10 protein-coding genes are annotated in these 17,670 nt (G+C 36.9%); all 10 read left to right on the top strand.

Going from position 1 to position 17,670, the window contains the following annotated elements; all coding sequences use genetic code 11:
* Positions 1 to 70: 70 nt before the first annotated feature.
* On the top strand, positions 71 to 913 hold the full coding sequence (locus GKE48_RS03060; protein WP_022099105.1) for a pyridoxamine kinase: 843 nt from the start codon (positions 71 to 73) through the stop codon (positions 911 to 913).
* 17 nt (positions 914 to 930) lie between these two features.
* Positions 931 to 1,533: a TIGR04100 family radical SAM protein gene (locus tag GKE48_RS03055; RefSeq protein ID WP_022099104.1), complete on the top strand. Its 603-nt coding sequence runs from the start codon at positions 931 to 933 to the stop codon at positions 1,531 to 1,533.
* Between the two features lie 199 nt (positions 1,534 to 1,732).
* A complete protein-coding gene (locus GKE48_RS14645) occupies positions 1,733 to 5,977 on the top strand; it encodes a pectinesterase family protein (protein ID WP_194173940.1) in 4,245 nt (1,414 codons plus the stop codon).
* Between the two features lie 263 nt (positions 5,978 to 6,240).
* A complete protein-coding gene (locus GKE48_RS03045) occupies positions 6,241 to 7,629 on the top strand; it encodes a glycine--tRNA ligase (protein ID WP_154300417.1) in 1,389 nt (462 codons plus the stop codon).
* Positions 7,630 to 7,675: 46 nt separating this feature from the next.
* Positions 7,676 to 9,382 (top strand): hypothetical protein, encoded by a 1,707-nt coding sequence (locus tag GKE48_RS03040; RefSeq protein ID WP_154300416.1) that lies wholly within the window; start codon positions 7,676 to 7,678, stop codon positions 9,380 to 9,382.
* A 29-nt stretch (positions 9,383 to 9,411) separates the two neighbouring features.
* Positions 9,412 to 10,734, top strand: a complete 1,323-nt coding sequence (locus tag GKE48_RS03035) for a replication-associated recombination protein A (RefSeq protein WP_055286219.1) — start codon at positions 9,412 to 9,414, stop codon at positions 10,732 to 10,734.
* 6 nt (positions 10,735 to 10,740) lie between these two features.
* Positions 10,741 to 14,118, top strand: coding sequence for a DUF5717 family protein (locus GKE48_RS03030; RefSeq protein ID WP_022099099.1), 3,378 nt, complete (start codon positions 10,741 to 10,743; stop codon positions 14,116 to 14,118).
* 11 nt (positions 14,119 to 14,129) lie between these two features.
* A complete protein-coding gene (locus GKE48_RS03025) occupies positions 14,130 to 15,221 on the top strand; it encodes a DUF5716 family protein (RefSeq protein WP_154300415.1) in 1,092 nt (363 codons plus the stop codon).
* Positions 15,222 to 15,255: 34 nt separating this feature from the next.
* Entirely contained in the window at positions 15,256 to 16,080 is an 825-nt protein-coding gene (locus GKE48_RS03020; RefSeq protein ID WP_154300414.1) for a tetratricopeptide repeat protein, read from the top strand.
* Between the two features lie 17 nt (positions 16,081 to 16,097).
* Complete coding sequence (locus GKE48_RS03015; RefSeq protein WP_055286213.1) at positions 16,098 to 17,621, top strand: hypothetical protein; 1,524 nt, start codon at positions 16,098 to 16,100, stop codon at positions 17,619 to 17,621.
* Positions 17,622 to 17,670 lie beyond the last annotated feature (49 nt).

The raw sequence follows: 17,670 nt of genomic DNA, 5'->3' as shown, positions 1-17,670 counted from the left end.
TCATATGCCAGTTTTTTGTATATTAAGGGGTAAAGATTTTATGTAACATTCAGACGAAAGGAGAGACAATATGCCGGATAAAAATGTGTCTCATAATAACCAGAAGAAAATAGCAGCAATTAATGATTATTCTGGTTTTGGAAGATGTTCTATTGCAGTTGAGCTACCTGTTATATCAGCAATGAAGATTCAGTGCTGTCCAATGCCTACATCGATATTTTCTAATCATACAGGTTTTGACAGCTTTTATTTTAAAGATTTCACAGAGAATATGCCGCCTTATATGGCAGAGTGGAAGAAGTTAAACCTTAAATTCGATGGAATTGTAACAGGGTTCTTAGGTTCACATAATCAGATTGCAATTGTTGAAGAATTTTTCAAGAATTTCAAGACCGAAGATAATATTGTTGTTATCGACCCGGTTATGGGTGATTACGGAAATCTGTATCCGACATATACTGATGAGACATGCCAGGAGATGAAGAAGCTTGTAAAATATGCAGATATTCTTACTCCAAACCTCACAGAAGCATGTATTATAACTGACGAGCCATACAGACCGGATTATTCCAATGATGAGCTTAAAAAAATTGCGATGAAGCTTGTTGCAATGGGACCATCTAAGATTGTTATTACAGGAATCCAGCGGGGCCATTATATTGGTAATTACTGTTACGAAAAGAACAGGGAAGACTATCTTATTAAGACTATGAAGGTTGGAACACAGCGTTCCGGAACAGGAGATATATTCGCATCAATAATAGCGGCAGACGCTGTCAATGGTGTGAATTTCCACGAGTCAGTAAGAAAGGCATCTACATTCATAAAGAAATGCATACTCAAGGCTATAGAGATGGATATTCCTCTGACAGACGGTGTGCCGTTTGAGGAACTGCTGACTACGTTGAAGTAAAAAGGAGAAGAATTACAATGGAGATATTATATAAGGTTCATAATAATTTATATGTTAATTTAACTAACAAATGTCCATATTCATGTACTTTCTGTTTAAGACAGACAATGGACAGAATCGGAGAGTCAGGCAGACTCTGGCTTGAGAGAGAACCATCATATGATGAGGTTATTGCTGAATTTGAAAAGTTCAATATGGATGAGTATGAAGAAGTCGTATTCTGCGGATTCGGAGAACCGACAGAAAGATTCGATGTTCTTATCAAGGTTGCTGAGTATGTCAAGAAAACATATGGCAAAAAGACAAGAATCAATACTAACGGAGTTGGAAATCTTGTTAATGGCAGAGACATTGTGCCAGAGATGGAAGGCTTGATTGACACAATATCAATCAGTCTTAACAATCCACACAAAGATGAATACAATGCACTTGTAAGAAGTAAGTTCGGCGAAAAATCATTTGATGAAATGATAAGCTTCGCAAAGGAATGTACCAGGTATATCCCTAATGTTGTTCTTACAACAGTTGACACAACCATATCTCACGAGGAAGAGGCAGAGTGTCAGAAGCTATGTGATGAGATAGGGGCTGCTTACAGGATTCGTCCCTGGGAGGATTAATGGCAGCAGTTTTATAATGTGACGTGTACGTATATAAAAACAATTCTTTGTTAAATACATTAAAAATATTGACCTTGACATTGGTTCATACTATACAATTGCATTATGAATATTAAATAGTTTTTGAAACAAAAATTATTGATATTCATGCAAATATATAATATAGTGATGCCTTTTAATGGCAGAAAGGGAGGTCAATATGCGCAGAATAACTAAAAGACGTCTTAGCAGTCTTTTATGTGCAGTTCTTATGCTTATTACAAGCATAGATGTGGCTGCATTTGCAGCAGGATCAGATGCGTCAAAAAGAAAGATTGACGTATGGGATATGGGTGCAGTACAGGAAGCAGATACTAGTAAATATAATAATAATATCACTGCTTCTGACTGGGATAGTTGTGCCAATGTATCCCAGGCTGGAAAATTTGTTGCTGGAGAGACAACATTTGGTGATCTTACTATCAATCATATAGCTAATGACAGATTGTTCTCAACATCAAGCAAAAACTATGGAACCAATGCTTTAGCAACAACAGCATATGATGATGGATATACAGCGGGTGGTATGTATTACTGTAATGGTACAGGAGGAGAGACAAGAAGAAATGTTACCATTAACAATGTAATAGCAGGAGATAAGATAGTTGTATACATGGCATCAAGCAATGCTGCTACAGGAACACTTGTTTTTAAATATCTTGGTGAAGATAATGAACAGGTAGAAAAAGCCAGCTTTACTAACAAGGGTACTAAATATGAATTTGTGGCTAAGTATAGTGGATCATATAAGGTATATACAGATGCAGCAGCAGGAAAACCTATATATAACAGAATTGTCAGGATACCTGGAGTTGCAGTAAGTGGAACAATAGATGGCGCACAGCTAAGCGGCTATAAGGTTATGTTTAAGGATGAGGCTAATGGTATTACATATGATGCAGATATAAAGGGGAATACATTTACAGCTACACTTGCAGCAGGCTGTAATTATACTGCAGTATTATCAGGAGTAGCAGGATATGGATTTTCGAATGCTACAAAGAATATTTCGACAACAGTAGATGAAGCTCTTACAGGAAAGTCTGGAGTTACATTAAGCATAGAAGAGAAGAAAGTGTATACATACACAGGAAAGGTTACAGGCTTTGCTGCTGACTATGATACATCTAATTTATCAGTCAAACTTGTGGCTGATTCATCTTCATTAGCAGATGATGTGATTCTTAAGCTTGATTCTGAAAAGGCATTTACAGCTACACTTGAACCTGATGTCAAGTATACAGTTGAACTTATCGGAGTTAATGATTATGAAGTTTTAAGCGGAGGCGAGATAATAAGTCAGGTAAGCTATTCCAGAGATATTGAAGTTTCTGCCAGAAGGTTATATAAGGCAGCAGGAAAGTTTGCAGGACTTGATGGTAATACAGCTGTTACAGATGTTAAGTTTACGAATGTAGATGATAAGTATATATATACAGGAAAAGTAACGACAGATGGATATGAAGTTATGTTAAGAAATGGTTCATATTCAATCGAAGCTGTTGCTGATGGATATAGAACAACAACACATATAGTAGTAAGCGATGCTGATGTGACTAAAGATATTTTAATGGTATCTACCAAGGATAAAGAGCAGGTTGAAAGAGTATCTGATATATATGTTGGATATGAAGAAAAAGGAAATATTAATTTTAATACAGTAAAAGAGGCGATATCAGCAATATCGGCAATGACACCAGCTCCGGATGAAAAGAACGGAGTTACTGTACATATTGCTCCTGGTACATACAGAGAACAGGTTGTTATATCAACTCCTTATGTAAGACTTGTTAATGATGAAAAGTCATCAGGTAAAGAGGTACTTCTTACATGGTATTATGGAATTGGATATGAGTATTACAGCATAGATTCAACCGGTTATTATAATGCTGAAAATGCATATGATAAGTATGATAAAGCTGCTGCTTCAAAGTGGGGTTGTTCAGTATTGCTTAAAAATACAGCAACTGGTTTTAGTGCTGATGGAATTACATTTGAAGCTTCTTTTAACCGATATATAACAGATGAAGAAATAGAAGATGGCGTAAGTCCAACTGATACGAAGCTTCCAGAAAGAAATTACTCAACAGATGTTACATCAAAAGCAGCAACTGAAAGAGCAACAGCCATGGCTATAGAAGCTGATAAGGTAGAATTTACAGATTGTGCATTCCTTGGAAGCCAGGATACATTATATACAGGTAATTCTGCAACTAATATGTATTTTAAGAACTGTCGCATAGAAGGTAATACAGATTACATATTTGGTGATGGCAATGCAGTATTTGACGGATGTGAGCTTAGATTCTTTGGTTATAGTACAGGCTCTGTTGGCGGTTATATTACAGCACACAAGCCAACAGCAGCAACTAAGGCAGGGTATGTGTTTAGAAACTGTACAATAACAGGAAACGATGAACTTGAGGTAAATGCGGGATATCTTGGAAGACCTTGGGGACAGGATGCGAGAGTAACATTCCTTAATACTAAGATAAATGGCAGTTACATAAAAGATGAAGGATGGTTTGATATGTCTGGTAACAAACCAGAAAAAGCAAACTATAAAGAATATAATTCTGTTTACACAGATGGAACAGCAGTTGATATGTCTAAGAGAGTTACAGGAGTTGTGACAGATGACAGCGTTGCAAAGAAAGATGTTGTGAATGATTATCTTTCTGGCTGGACACCTTCGGATTATGTTGCTGATGAGAGTACAGTGATATTTGAAAAAACACCATATCTTGTTGATAATGGAGATATCAATGCACCATATCCAGGACATACTCTTACTGTAGTATACTCACTTGGCAATGCAAATGATGCATCTGATGCATCAGTAATCCGTTGGTATATTGTTGATAATGATGGAAACAGGACTCTTGTAAAAGCAACAAGCGCCAATGTAGACAATACATATAAAATCACAAAAGATGCAATTGGAAAGTATATTGAAGTTGAAGTTGTACCTGAAAACATAAGCGGAATAAAGTCTGAAGCGGTAAGTTATAAGGCAGATGCATATGTAAGGGAAGGATATGAAGATCCAACGGGTTCAACAGATATAGAACTTGGAGATGGAGTAAATGTATTTTTAGCAGGTGATTCAACAGTTAAGGATTATTCAGCATCAGGTATGTATATGAGTGGCAAGGCTCAGGCAGAAGGTTCATGGGGTGAATATTTACAGACATTCTTTGACTCTTCAAAGGTTAAGGTACAGAACTATGCTAATGGAGGAAGAAGCAGCCGTAACTTTATTAATGAAGGATCATTAGATAAGATAAAAGCCAATATTAAAGAAGGCGATTATCTGTTTATACAGTTTGGTCACAATGATTGCGCTAATGGAAAAGGATATCTTGAAGATAGATATGTACCACTTGGAGAACCAGATGCTAACGGAATATATCCGGTAACAGCAGGAACTAAAGTGGCAACACCATCATCGCTTGCTTCAAAGTATGGTGACAGCTTTTATTCGTATGATTGTGGTGGTACTTATAAGTGGTATCTTACACAGTATATCGAGACAGCGAGAGAAGTAGGAGCTATACCGGTTCTTGTAACACCAGTATCAAGACTTTATTATACAAATGATGGAACTATCAAACCACATCATGATTCAACAGATACAACAACAGGAACACTGGTAACAGAAAATAACGCCTATGTTGAGGCAGTTAAACAGCTTGCAAAGGAACAGAATGTGTTGCTTATTGATGGATTTGAGATAACAAAAAATATGTATGAGGAAGCATACAAAGCAGATGAAAAGGCAGCTAATGGCAAATCTGTTAATGGTATGCAGGTTATGTCAGCAGGAGATAGCACACATAGCAATAAGCTTGGCGGTTTTATAACAGCAGAACTTTTTGCACAACAGATTCAGAATATGAATATATCACTCTCAAAGGCTGTCAAAGCACCATCAAGGGTAGCGGGCGTTAATCCAGATGGACAGCAGGTATTTGTTGTTGATAAAAATGGAACACTTACAGCAAAAGCAGCAGATTCAGATGGCAGTTTTACAGTTGATGCAGTTTACTGGACAACAAAAGGTCAGAGTCTTTTAAGTGCTATTAGTGCAAAAAATGAAGAGCTTAATAAGAGTGATAATCCGGCGCCAGGACCAACACCAACGCCAGGACCAACACCAACGCCAGGACCAACACCAACGCCGGATCCGACACCAACGCCAGATCCAACGCCAGCACCGGATACGGGTGATGATAATAAGAAAAGCGATGAAACCATTTCAGGTGATAAGGAACAGGCAGAAGATAGTGTAAAGACAGCTGATGTGTATAATGTAGCAGGTTATAGTATAATGTTGTTTATGGCATTAGCAGGAATTGTATTTGTTATACATGAAGATAAGAAGAAAAAGAACACTATTGATTAATGCATAATATAAGCCGGATGTATAATAACAGAAGTTGTTATATATCTGGCTTTTCTGATATTTTTTGAATTACATATATGTTGGCAGTGCATTAAAAATTATACAATGTGCTATTTAAGTGTGAAAGTATATTGAGCTTGGGAGGATTAAGACATCATTCCTCTTGCTAATCAGCACTAAATGTTATAAAATAATTAAGATTATGTAGCAGCCGATGCAGTTCGATGTAGTCAGGCTGTTGCCTTTAGGAGGATTATATTATTATGGAAAAGACAATGGAGAAAATTGTTTCTTTAGCTAAGGCAAGAGGATTTGTTTACCCAGGTTCTGAAATCTATGGCGGATTAGCTAATACCTGGGATTATGGTAACCTTGGTGTTGAGTTAAAGAACAATGTTAAGAAGGCATGGTGGCAGAAGTTCGTACAGGAAAGCCCATACAATGTAGGAGTTGACTGTGCAATTCTTATGAACCCTCAGACTTGGGTAGCATCAGGTCATCTTGGTGGATTTTCTGATCCATTAATGGACTGCAAGGAATGTCATGAGAGATTCAGAGCAGATAAACTTATAGAAGACTGGGCAGACGAGAATTCATATGATCTCGGCGGTTCAGTTGATGGATGGACACAGGAGCAGATGAAGAATTTCATCGATGAGAAGAATATCTGCTGTCCTTCATGTGGAAAGCACAATTTCACAGATATAAGACAGTTTAACCTTATGTTTAAGACATTCCAGGGTGTAACTGAGGATGCCAAGAACACAGTATATTTAAGACCAGAGACAGCTCAGGGTATCTTTGTTAACTTCAAGAATGTTCAGAGAACATCAAGAAAGAAAGTACCTTTTGGTATTGGACAGATTGGTAAGTCATTCCGTAACGAGATTACACCAGGTAACTTCACATTCAGAACAAGAGAGTTCGAGCAGATGGAATTAGAGTTCTTCTGCAAGCCTGGAACAGATCTTGAGTGGTTCACATACTGGAGACAGTACTGCATCGACTGGCTTAAGGCATTAGGAATGAAGGAAGATGAGATGAGAGCAAGAGATCATTCACCAGAAGAACTCTGTTTCTACTCTAAGGGAACAACAGATATCGAATTCCTCTTCCCATTCGGATGGGGCGAGCTCTGGGGTATTGCAGACAGAACAGATTATGACCTTACTCAGCATCAGACAGTATCTGGTGAAGATATGTCATACTTTGATGATGAAGCTAAGGAGAAGTATATACCATATGTTATTGAGCCTTCACTTGGTGCGGATCGTGTAACATTAGCATTCCTTTGCTCAGCTTATGATGAGGAAGAGCTTGAAGGCGGAGATGTAAGAACGGTTCTTCATTTCCACCCAGCATTAGCACCAGTTAAGATAGGTGTTCTTCCACTTTCTAAGAAGTTAAATGAAGGTGCAGAAAAGGTGTATGCAGAACTTTCTAAGTATTACAATTGTGAGTTTGATGACAGAGGTAATATTGGAAAGAGATACAGAAGACAGGATGAGATTGGTACTCCATTCTGTATCACATATGATTTTGATTCAGAAGAAGATGGTGCTGTAACTGTAAGAGACAGAGATACAATGCAACAGGAAAGAATAAAGATAGCAGATCTTAAGGCGTATTTTGAAGATAAGTTCAGATTTTAATTAATAAAAGAACGGAATTTAAATCGATAATTAAAAGGAAAGAATTATGCTGTGTACTAAATGTGGTCAGGAATATGAGGGCAGTCAGTGTCCGAGATGTGATGGACCTGTTATATTAGTTAACAACAGTGATTATCTTGCCAGAAGAAAAGCATATGAGGAGAAGCAGGCTTTGAAAGAGAGGTCTGCTTCTTCTGATAAAAAAGAGGAATCACAGAGTGACTATGGACAGGCATTAGCAAAACGCGTGCAGGCAATAAAGAAGAAGAGCAGAAACAAGACAGAAAGTAAGAAGCAGAGCCAGAACAGAAGCAAAGCGGACAGCAGAAAGCAGAGCCAGAGTAAAGCAGGTGGCAGTAGAAATGATAATCAGGAAAAGCCACAGATAAGAATTGCACGACGTCAGATTAACAAAAGAATGAAAATGATAGCGGCAGCACTGATAGCAGTAGTGCTTATTGGTGTCGCAGCATTTGGAATATACAAGCTTGCAACTAAGAAGAATTATGCTCTATATGTAAGCTACAACGGAAAGATATATGATATAGCAGGGCTGGACAGCAATTATGTATGTGATGAAAGTAATGCAATATTTGCGGCAGACAGTAAGACTTTCTATACAGCACAGTGGCCGGAACAGATAGATTCAGAGAAGAATATCTTAAGCGTTGCGAGTGACAATGGAAAGTATTTCGTTACGGTAACATATGATGAGTCCAACTCGTCTGGCAGATATTCAATGTACATATGGAGTAAGGACGAATGTGTTCTTGTGTCAGAAGATAATCTGCAGAAAGAGATTATGTATATCTCTGATGACGGTCTTGTTATATACACGAATATTAATATTATTAATGACGAGGGTTCTACTAATGGAACAAGCCTTGCCATGAGCAGAGTCAAAGAAGTTAAGAAACAGCCTGAGGCACAGACAACTCTTATAGAGGGTAATCTTAATAAGGCATATGTGTATGAGTCAAAGCACCTGATAGTATGTCTTACTAATGCAGGCTCATTGTATACATATGATTATGAGAAAAAAGAAAAGCCGGTTTCAGTTGCAGATGCAGTTATGCAGTTATGGCCTGTGTCAGAGAACATGCCAGGTGTGTATACAGCGAATGCAGACAGCCTTAACACAAGAAAAGATGTGGATACATTGCTGTATTCTAAGAGTGATGGAGTATATTATTACTCATGCAAAGATGCATCTGCGTATAAGATAGACAAGAAGACAGACAATGATGCAGATTATGTATTTGATAGAGACAATTCGCTTATATACAGAATTTCAGGTACATCAATGACATCAGCACTTATCAGAGAAACTAAAGTGAGTGAGTATGTGGATGTTGATTCTATGACTAAGGAAAAGAATTACATATATAATTCATCAGATGGTCAGATAGTGTATGTTAATGCGAAAGGACAGCTTCGAGTAGTTGATAACAACAAGATTACAGACATTGCGTCAGATGTTAATGCAGGTTCATTATCTAAAGTGTATAATAAAGGCAAGGCTTTAACATATGTTTCAGGCGGCAGGCAGTACTATATGGATAACATTAAGAGCAAAGCTGTTGCAATTCTGGAATCAGATGCAGTTACAGATACAGAGGGAACATATTTTTACAAGAACCGAATCTATGCGTATGATGCTGATAATATTCTTTATTCTAATACACTGAAGGGAAATGATATCAGCAATATAGGCTACGTTGAAAGATTGTGGCTTGGAACAGAACTAAGATAATTGCAAATGTATTAAAACAGGTATAAGTTATGGATTTATTTGAATATATGCGTGAAAACAATAAGAATACAGAATCTCCATTGGCTATGAGATTAAGACCGGAAACACTCGATGAAATGGTAGGACAGTCTCATATAATCGGAAAGGATAAACTGCTTTACAGGGCAATTAAGGCAGATAAGCTTAGCTCAGTAATATTTTATGGTCCACCTGGAACAGGAAAGACAACTTTAGCTAGAATAATTGCTAATACAACAAGTGCAGAGTTTAATCAGGTTAATGCCACAGTTGCCGGAAAGAAGGATATGGAAGAGGTTGTTGCCAAGGCGAAAGACAATCTTGGAATGTATGGAAGAAAGACCATTCTTTTCGTAGACGAGATTCACCGCTTTAATAAGGGACAGCAGGATTATCTGCTTCCATTTGTTGAGGATGGAACAATAATTCTTATTGGTGCAACGACAGAGAATCCGTACTTTGAAGTAAATGGAGCTTTAATATCAAGGTCAATAATATTTGAATTAAAACCACTAGAGAAAGAAGATATCAAGACAATAATAAAGCGTGCTGTGTATGATGAGAAGAAGGGCATGGGAAGCTACAATGCAGCAATAGACGATGATGCACTGGAATTCCTTGCAGATATATCCAACGGAGATGCGAGAAATGCACTTAATGCCATTGAACTTGGAATACTCACAACAGACAGATCAGATGATGGAGTTATACATATAGATCTTGCAACAGCACAGGAATGTATCCAGAAGCGCTCGGTAAGATATGATAAAGAGGGTGACAACCACTATGATACAATATCAGCATTTATTAAGAGCATGAGAGGCTCAGACCCTGATGCAGTAAGCTATTATCTTGCCAAGATGCTGTATGCAGGTGAAGATATTAAATTCATAGCAAGACGAATAATGATATGTGCCAGTGAGGATGTAGGCAATGCTGATCCTAATGCACTGCAGGTTGCAGTGGCTGCGGCACAGGCTGTTGAGCGCATCGGAATGCCGGAAGCACGTATTATATTAAGTCAGGCGGCACTCTATGTTGCGACAGCACCTAAGAGTAATGCATGTTACATGGCAATTGATAAGGCACTTGATGTAGTTAAGAATTCAAAGACTGCACCGGTTCCTGTACATTTGCAGGATGCCCATTATAAGGGTAGTGCCAAGTTAGGACACGGTGTAGGATACTTATATGCACATGATTATCCTAATCATTACGTCAGACAGCAGTATCTTCCTGATGCTTATGTGAATGAGAAATTCTATGAGCCGGGAGATATGGGATATGAGAGGGATATTAAGAAACATTTGGATAAGATTAAGTCGGAGGCATAGTTTCCAATGAGGGATTACATAAACAGACTTTCAAGAGGCAGTTCAATTATCAAAGTACCAAAGCTGTCATGCAGTGAGGAACAGATTACCATGGATATTATGTGTAATACAGTTGCTACAGGCAGCTTCATATGTGATGCCACCGATAAGGTTTATGGAATGGTCTATGCTGACAATGAGAGGGTAAAGATTCTTTCAGAACAATTTGGTGGTACGCATATTATAACTGAATATCAGGTGGACGCTTCCGGACTTGAAGAAAATGATGAGATAGAGGGAACATTTACAGTAGTATGTAATGCCGGCGAGAAAAAGATACCATTTGTATTCAGATGTATGAAAGAGAATCAGGATGATATAAGAAATCATGTTAAGACTGAAGCAGTTGTTCTGCACATTGATAACGAAGAGAATACAATTATACACAAAGATGAAGCAGAGCAGTTTGAATGTGTGCTTATAAAGAGCGGGACAGAAGAAACAGAGATTGATATATATGCAGATGCAGATTTTATTGAATTAGAGAAAGACAGCTTATCAACTGATGATTTTGCAGGTGACAGGGCTGTAATTAAATATATAGTTAATCCACAGAAAATGCATGCAGGCAACAACTATGGATATATACATATAGTGAGTTATACACAGCATTTAAAGATAAATGTAAGCGTTATATGTAAGAAGGCTGATGAATCGGAAGATTTTGAAGTTAGAACAGAAGAAAAACTTGCACGATATAAGCTTACAAAGCTTTATCTTGATTTCAGAATGAAGAAAATCAAAAAAGAAAAATGGATTGCTGAATCTATGCAGACGGTTGACCGAATAAGGGGAATTAAGGGGACAGATGTATTTTATGATATTGTGCAGATACAACTGCTTATGGCGTCCGGAAGAGAGAAAACAGCAACACAGATATATAATAATATCAAGAAAGATATAGTTGGAAGAATTGGTGAAAATGTAGAACTTTACTGCTATTTTCTGTATGTTTCGACACTTATTGTGCGTGAAGAGGAGTATACGGCTCAGGTTTTATCACAGGTTAAGAAGTTTTTTGAGAATGGCTATGATACATATAGAATATTATGGATACTTTTTTACCTGAGTACAGATTCAGATAATAAGAGTATAAGACTTGTAAGAATAAAGGATGTAATTAATTCAGGATGCATAAGCCCTGTTATGTATATTGAGGCTATGAACATTATTAATGCACAGCCTGTTTTACTACGGGTGCTTAATCAGTTTGAAATGCAGGTTATTAATTATGGATGCAGGAACGACATTATTAGCGAGAAGCTTGCAATGCAGATTGCAGATGTTGTGGCTAATGAGAAGAATATTAATATTAATACTCTTATTATACTAAAAAAGATATATGATAAATATGAGAAAGACGAGATACTGACAGTTCTTGTAACCCAGATGGTAAGAATGGGCATGACAGGAGAAAACTGCTTTGAGATATATGAAAAAGGAGTATTAAGAGGCCTGAAAATAACAAGATTATATGAGTTTTATATTGCCAGTATGCCTAAAAAGACAGACAGGCAGCTGCCAAAGATAGTGTTGATGTATTTTGCATATGACAATACTCTTACAGATGCAGATAAAGCATTTTTATATGCAAATGTGGTGACGGGCAGAGATTCGTACTATAAGAATATCTATGAAGGTTATGAAAGAAATATAGAGATATATGTGTATGAACAGCTTAAAGCCGGCAATATCAGTGACAATCTTGTTGTATTATACAAGGCACTTCTTAAGACACAGCTTGTGTGTGATGACACAGGCACATTTGTAAGTAAAATGCCATATATGTACAGAATGCAGTGCTTTAGTGATGTGGTAAGATATGTACATGTCAGATATCCGCAGTTTACAGAAGAAACAGTATATGAGCTTTCAGGGGAAACAGCATATATATGTATGTATGGAAGTGACTGCGAGATTACATTTGAATGTATTGACGGACAGATTAGAAAAGATACAATTGATTATGATATAGAAAAAGTGTTTGATATACAGCAGTATGCAGAGGTGTTTGAGGCTGCAGGTGATTATGGAAAGAACAATTCCAGAATAATTATGAGCAGAATCTGTGAAATGAGAAAGAATTCACAGTATACACAAGAAACACTTAAGCTGTACAAAACAATAAAAAAGGAACAGGGTATCAGTGAACAGTATAAACAGCAAGTTAATGCCTGGATGATTGATTATTACTATCATTATTATGAAGAAGATGATTTCTGGCATGAATACAATTATGTTGATACAGATAATCTGACGAAGAAGGATGCGGGAAAACTGATAGAGATACTTATAGATTCATCAATGTATTCACAGGCATATGAGATAGCCGGTATATACGGTTGCTGTATGGCAAAAGCGGCAAAACTTCTTAAAATGACTGACTATATTCTTACAAATGTATCAGACGGACATAGTCAGATTATTGATGAGATTACTCAATATATATTCAGACACAACATTTATAATGAACCTGTTCTTTCTTATATGTGCGAATACTATAATGGGACTAATGATGAAATGTATGCTGTGTGGAAGTCAGCAGTTAATTATAATGTAAATGTATTGCATATGTCAGAAAGGATTCTTGCCCAGATGATGTATACAGGTGTGCATACTGGAAGATTTACAGAGGTGTTTGCTGATTATTATAGTAAGATTCCTGATATGCTTATAGTAAAGGCATATTTATCTTATAATTCACAATTCTATCTTCTCAGGCAGAAGAAGGCTAATGATATAGTATTCAGAGTTATAGAGGAGTGCATGGGGGATGGATATGGATTGCCAGAGTGTTGTTATGTAGCATGGCTTAAGAATCTGTCAAGAAACCCTGTTGCGTTAAGAGAAGATACATCTGAAAAAGAACTTGCACAATCAGTTCTTAATGAATTATGTGAACATGACAGAATATATGGATTTTTCAAAAAATTCAAAGGAATACTGGATTTACCATACAATATGCAGGGACTTACTATTGTTGAATACATAGCAGATCCAGATGATAAAGTATCTTTGACATATAGTATTAATGGGGCTGACAGACTGGTGCAGGTTATGAAGTCTAACGAATGGGGAATATTTACATGCAGGTTTAATCTGTTTTATGGGGATTCATTAGAATATACATTTATAGTTAATGACAGCAATGAACAGGCATCTACAGAGCCGGTAGTCTGCGAATATAAGGATATTCCATCAGAGAACACAGATGGAAGGATTGACATGCTTAATGATTGTCTTGCAAGCAGACAGCAGCATGACCTTACAACATTAAGAAAGCTCATGTATAGTTACTGTGTTGAGGAATACGTTACAAGAGAAATGTTTACAATTGTCAAATGAGGATAGCAGATATGGAGCAGTGTAAAGGACTTATAGCAGGAATAGATATAGGATATAGTAAAATTCAGGCAAGTGTATATTCATATAATTCACGGAATGTGCAGACGGTAAAACTGACAGAGGATTCAAAGGAAAAGACCAGTCTTGCAAATGTTGTCGCTGAATGTATGCGAGCAACAGGTACATCACAGATTCAAAGCATATGTGTAACCATTCCCGATTATCATTCTGATGAAATATCTGCTGTCAGGGATACTCTTAAAAAATGTGGTGTATCAGATGGCAGATGGCAGGTATTAAGCAGAGTTGAAAGCTTTGCATATTATGCGTACAGACAGAAAAGTGAGCTTCATGCTGCTGGTGTGGCACTGTTTGACTACACAAGTGAAGGAATAAGGTGTGATTATCTTGCAGTCAGGAAGAATGACAATAGTAACTATCTGCTTCAGGAACATACAGGATACACATCTGATATATTAAAAAAAGCTGTGATAAGCAAAGAACTTGGACTGGCTGAGAATGAGTTGTGTACATTTGCAGAAGAGTATTTTTCTAAAAGACATGTTTCGGCGGCATATCTTACAGGTGAAGGTTTTGATGTTGAAAAGCTTCCTGAAAGATTTGCAAAGCTTATGGTTACGAGAAGAAAAGCATTTGTCGGACAGAATCTTTTTGCAAAGGGTGCATGCTTTGCGGCAATGGAGATATTGAAGCCGGAAGTGTTTAAGAATGTCATAATGCTTCTTGATAATCATGTGAAATGTGGTATAGAAATAGATATTTCGTCATATGAAAAGCCAATGAGATTCAGGCTGGTAAGACCGGGAAGTAACTGGTATACTGCCGGACGGACTGTGGAATGTATACTTGAGGATATGAGAAGCATTACATTTAAAATAATAACACCTGAGAATAAATATTATGATGAAGTTGTTGATATAAGTGAAATTCCATTCAGGGAAGGGAAAACAACAAGAGTATCTGTGAGCGTAAGCTTTACGGATTCTGACAGGTGTAATATTACAATAAAAGATCTTGGATTTGGCGAGTTTGTCAAAAGTTCAGGAAAAGTTATAAGCAAAGAACTTGTATTAAGAAGCTGAGAATGTGGAAAACATCAGGAAACGGAGAAATACAATGGGGAAAATAATACTGTGCAGAGGAAAGAAGGCAGATACACCACTGACTGTTTTACAGACAGGTGTGAAGTTATATACAGCAGAAGAACTCTGTTATTATATTTATAATAATATATATCTGATTGGACAGGATTTTATAGATGATAATCTTATCAGTTTTCTTGATGAAACCGGAGAAAAAGAGCTGGCAGAAAGAGTAAGGAAGCTGAAAGAAACAGGAGGTTCATTAGCACAGATATTTGTAATAATACTCAAGACAATAGATTATTATTCTGTTGCAGAGATTGAGCAGTTAAAAGGGATTCTTAATACTCTTGGAAAGCAGAGCGTATGCGAAAGGCTTAAAGCAAGAGGAGACGGATATCTCAATGCTGGATATTATTTTGCCTCGGTCAGATGTTACGAGTCAATTATAAAAGATTACAAGGGAAAAGATTTGTTGGCAGCTGATTATGCAAAAGTTTATCATAATCTGGGAACTGCCTATGCAAGAATGTTTATGTATGATAAAGCGGTGATATATTATGATGAGGCATATAGGACGGGTCAGCATGAGGAATCAAAAAAATGCAGTATAGCAGCTTTAATTATGGCAAAGAAGGATAAAGAACCTGTTAATGTTGATGCGGATGAAGATGAATATGTTGTCCAGAAGGAATTGGAAACTTTAATGGATAATGCCAGATATAGTGATGAATATAGGGAACTTGAAGATATTGCCAGATTAAAAGCAGATGGCAATCTGGCACAGTACAACAGGGCGGTAGATGAAAGACTTGACAGGTGGAGAACGGCATACATTAAATATAGCAAAACATTTTAAAGAATTGTGGTGGATATATGGGAATATTTAAAAAAGCTGAAAAAGAAACGATATATGATGATTATGATGATGAATCGTACAGAGATGAGGAACTGCTAGAAGAGGCAGAGAAGGAAAAAACTGCCAATAAAATGTTTAATATATTGAATATATATGAAACGTTTGATAAGAAGAATAAGAAAAAACATGAAGACCGCAAGAGCGGAGAACTTGATGAGAAAACAAAGGAAAAACAGCAGCAGGCCAAGATAGAAGAAGAAAAATATGATCATCTGTTAAACAGTATGCAGGCACAGACGCTTATCAAGGCAGTTGAGAAATATGGAAAGGATGAGGAAGACCGCAAAGAGATAGATGCTATACCTATTGAGCTTCCAAAGGAAAAATCCGACCTTGATAAAATTGCAGAATATGCGATGAGCAGGAATATAGACAGTGTCAATATAAAGGATTTCAGTACACATGATATTGAGGTTTATGTAAGAGAACAGTGTGATATCATGGAAGAAGCAGCGACACATGTAGAAAATGCTAAAGCTGAGTATGAGGCTGTTACTGAAGAATATAATGATATACAGATTATGGAAGAAGCTCCCACACAGATACGTGATAAAATATTGAGCTGTGCAGAGACCATAGACAACATGATGGTTGACAGGCGTATTCTTAAAAGTACAGAACATAAGCTGTCAAATGCGGCATACAGGCGCATGGAAGCTGTGGAAAATGAAATGCCAGGTGGAATAAAGCTTTTGAAAGCATCCGAAGATTATTATGATACTGTTAAGAGAGATTTAAGGATACTTGAGGCAGAACAGCTTAATCTTAGAACTGATGCGGACGTTCTTGTTACAAGACAGATTAAGATAAGAAGGCTTGCGAAAACAGCAATCTTTGCGCTTGCGGCAGTGTTTGCAGTATTTCTTATATCGATGACACTTGTTCAAAATGACAGTGATACGGCACTTTTTATAGGAATATCTTTATTTGCAGCAATTCTTGCAGTTGGAATGTTTGCTTTATTAAAGGTTACTGAAAGAAATGTGATTATAACCGAAATAAAACTTAATAAAGCTACAGCACTGCTTAACAAAGTAAAGATTAAGTTCATTAATGCAGCAAATACGCTGGATTATGAATATACAAAGTTCGGAGTTAAAAGTTCATATGAACTTGATAAGAAATACAGACTGTACGAGGAGATGAAAAAAGAGCAGATTAGAATGCTTGATATGACATCATCACTTAATTCTGCTGAAAATGAGCTTGAGAATATGCTTAAGAATTTAGGACTTTACAGTCCACATATATGGCTTGGAAGAGTGAGGGCAATCATTAATCCTAAGGAAATGGTTGAAGTGCGGCATGAAATAAATACTCGCCGTTATAAATTAAGGCAGCAGATAGAGTACAATGAAAAACGTATTGATGAAGCAAAGGAAAATATTAAAAAGATAACGCTTTCAAATCCGGCACACAGCGATGGTGCAATGCGCGTAATTGAAATGTATGAGAAGCGACATTCACGGGTTGCAAAATAAAATTGATATGTTACAATAAACAGTGGCTTTTTACGCATATGAATGATAA

The sequence above is a fragment of the Lachnospira eligens genome (genome assembly GCF_009680455.1).
In the GTDB taxonomy this organism is placed as follows: Bacteria; Bacillota; Clostridia; order Lachnospirales; family Lachnospiraceae; genus Lachnospira; species Lachnospira eligens_A.
Note: the sequence above shows the minus strand (reverse complement) of the source record. Positions and strands in the feature narration are given on the sequence as shown.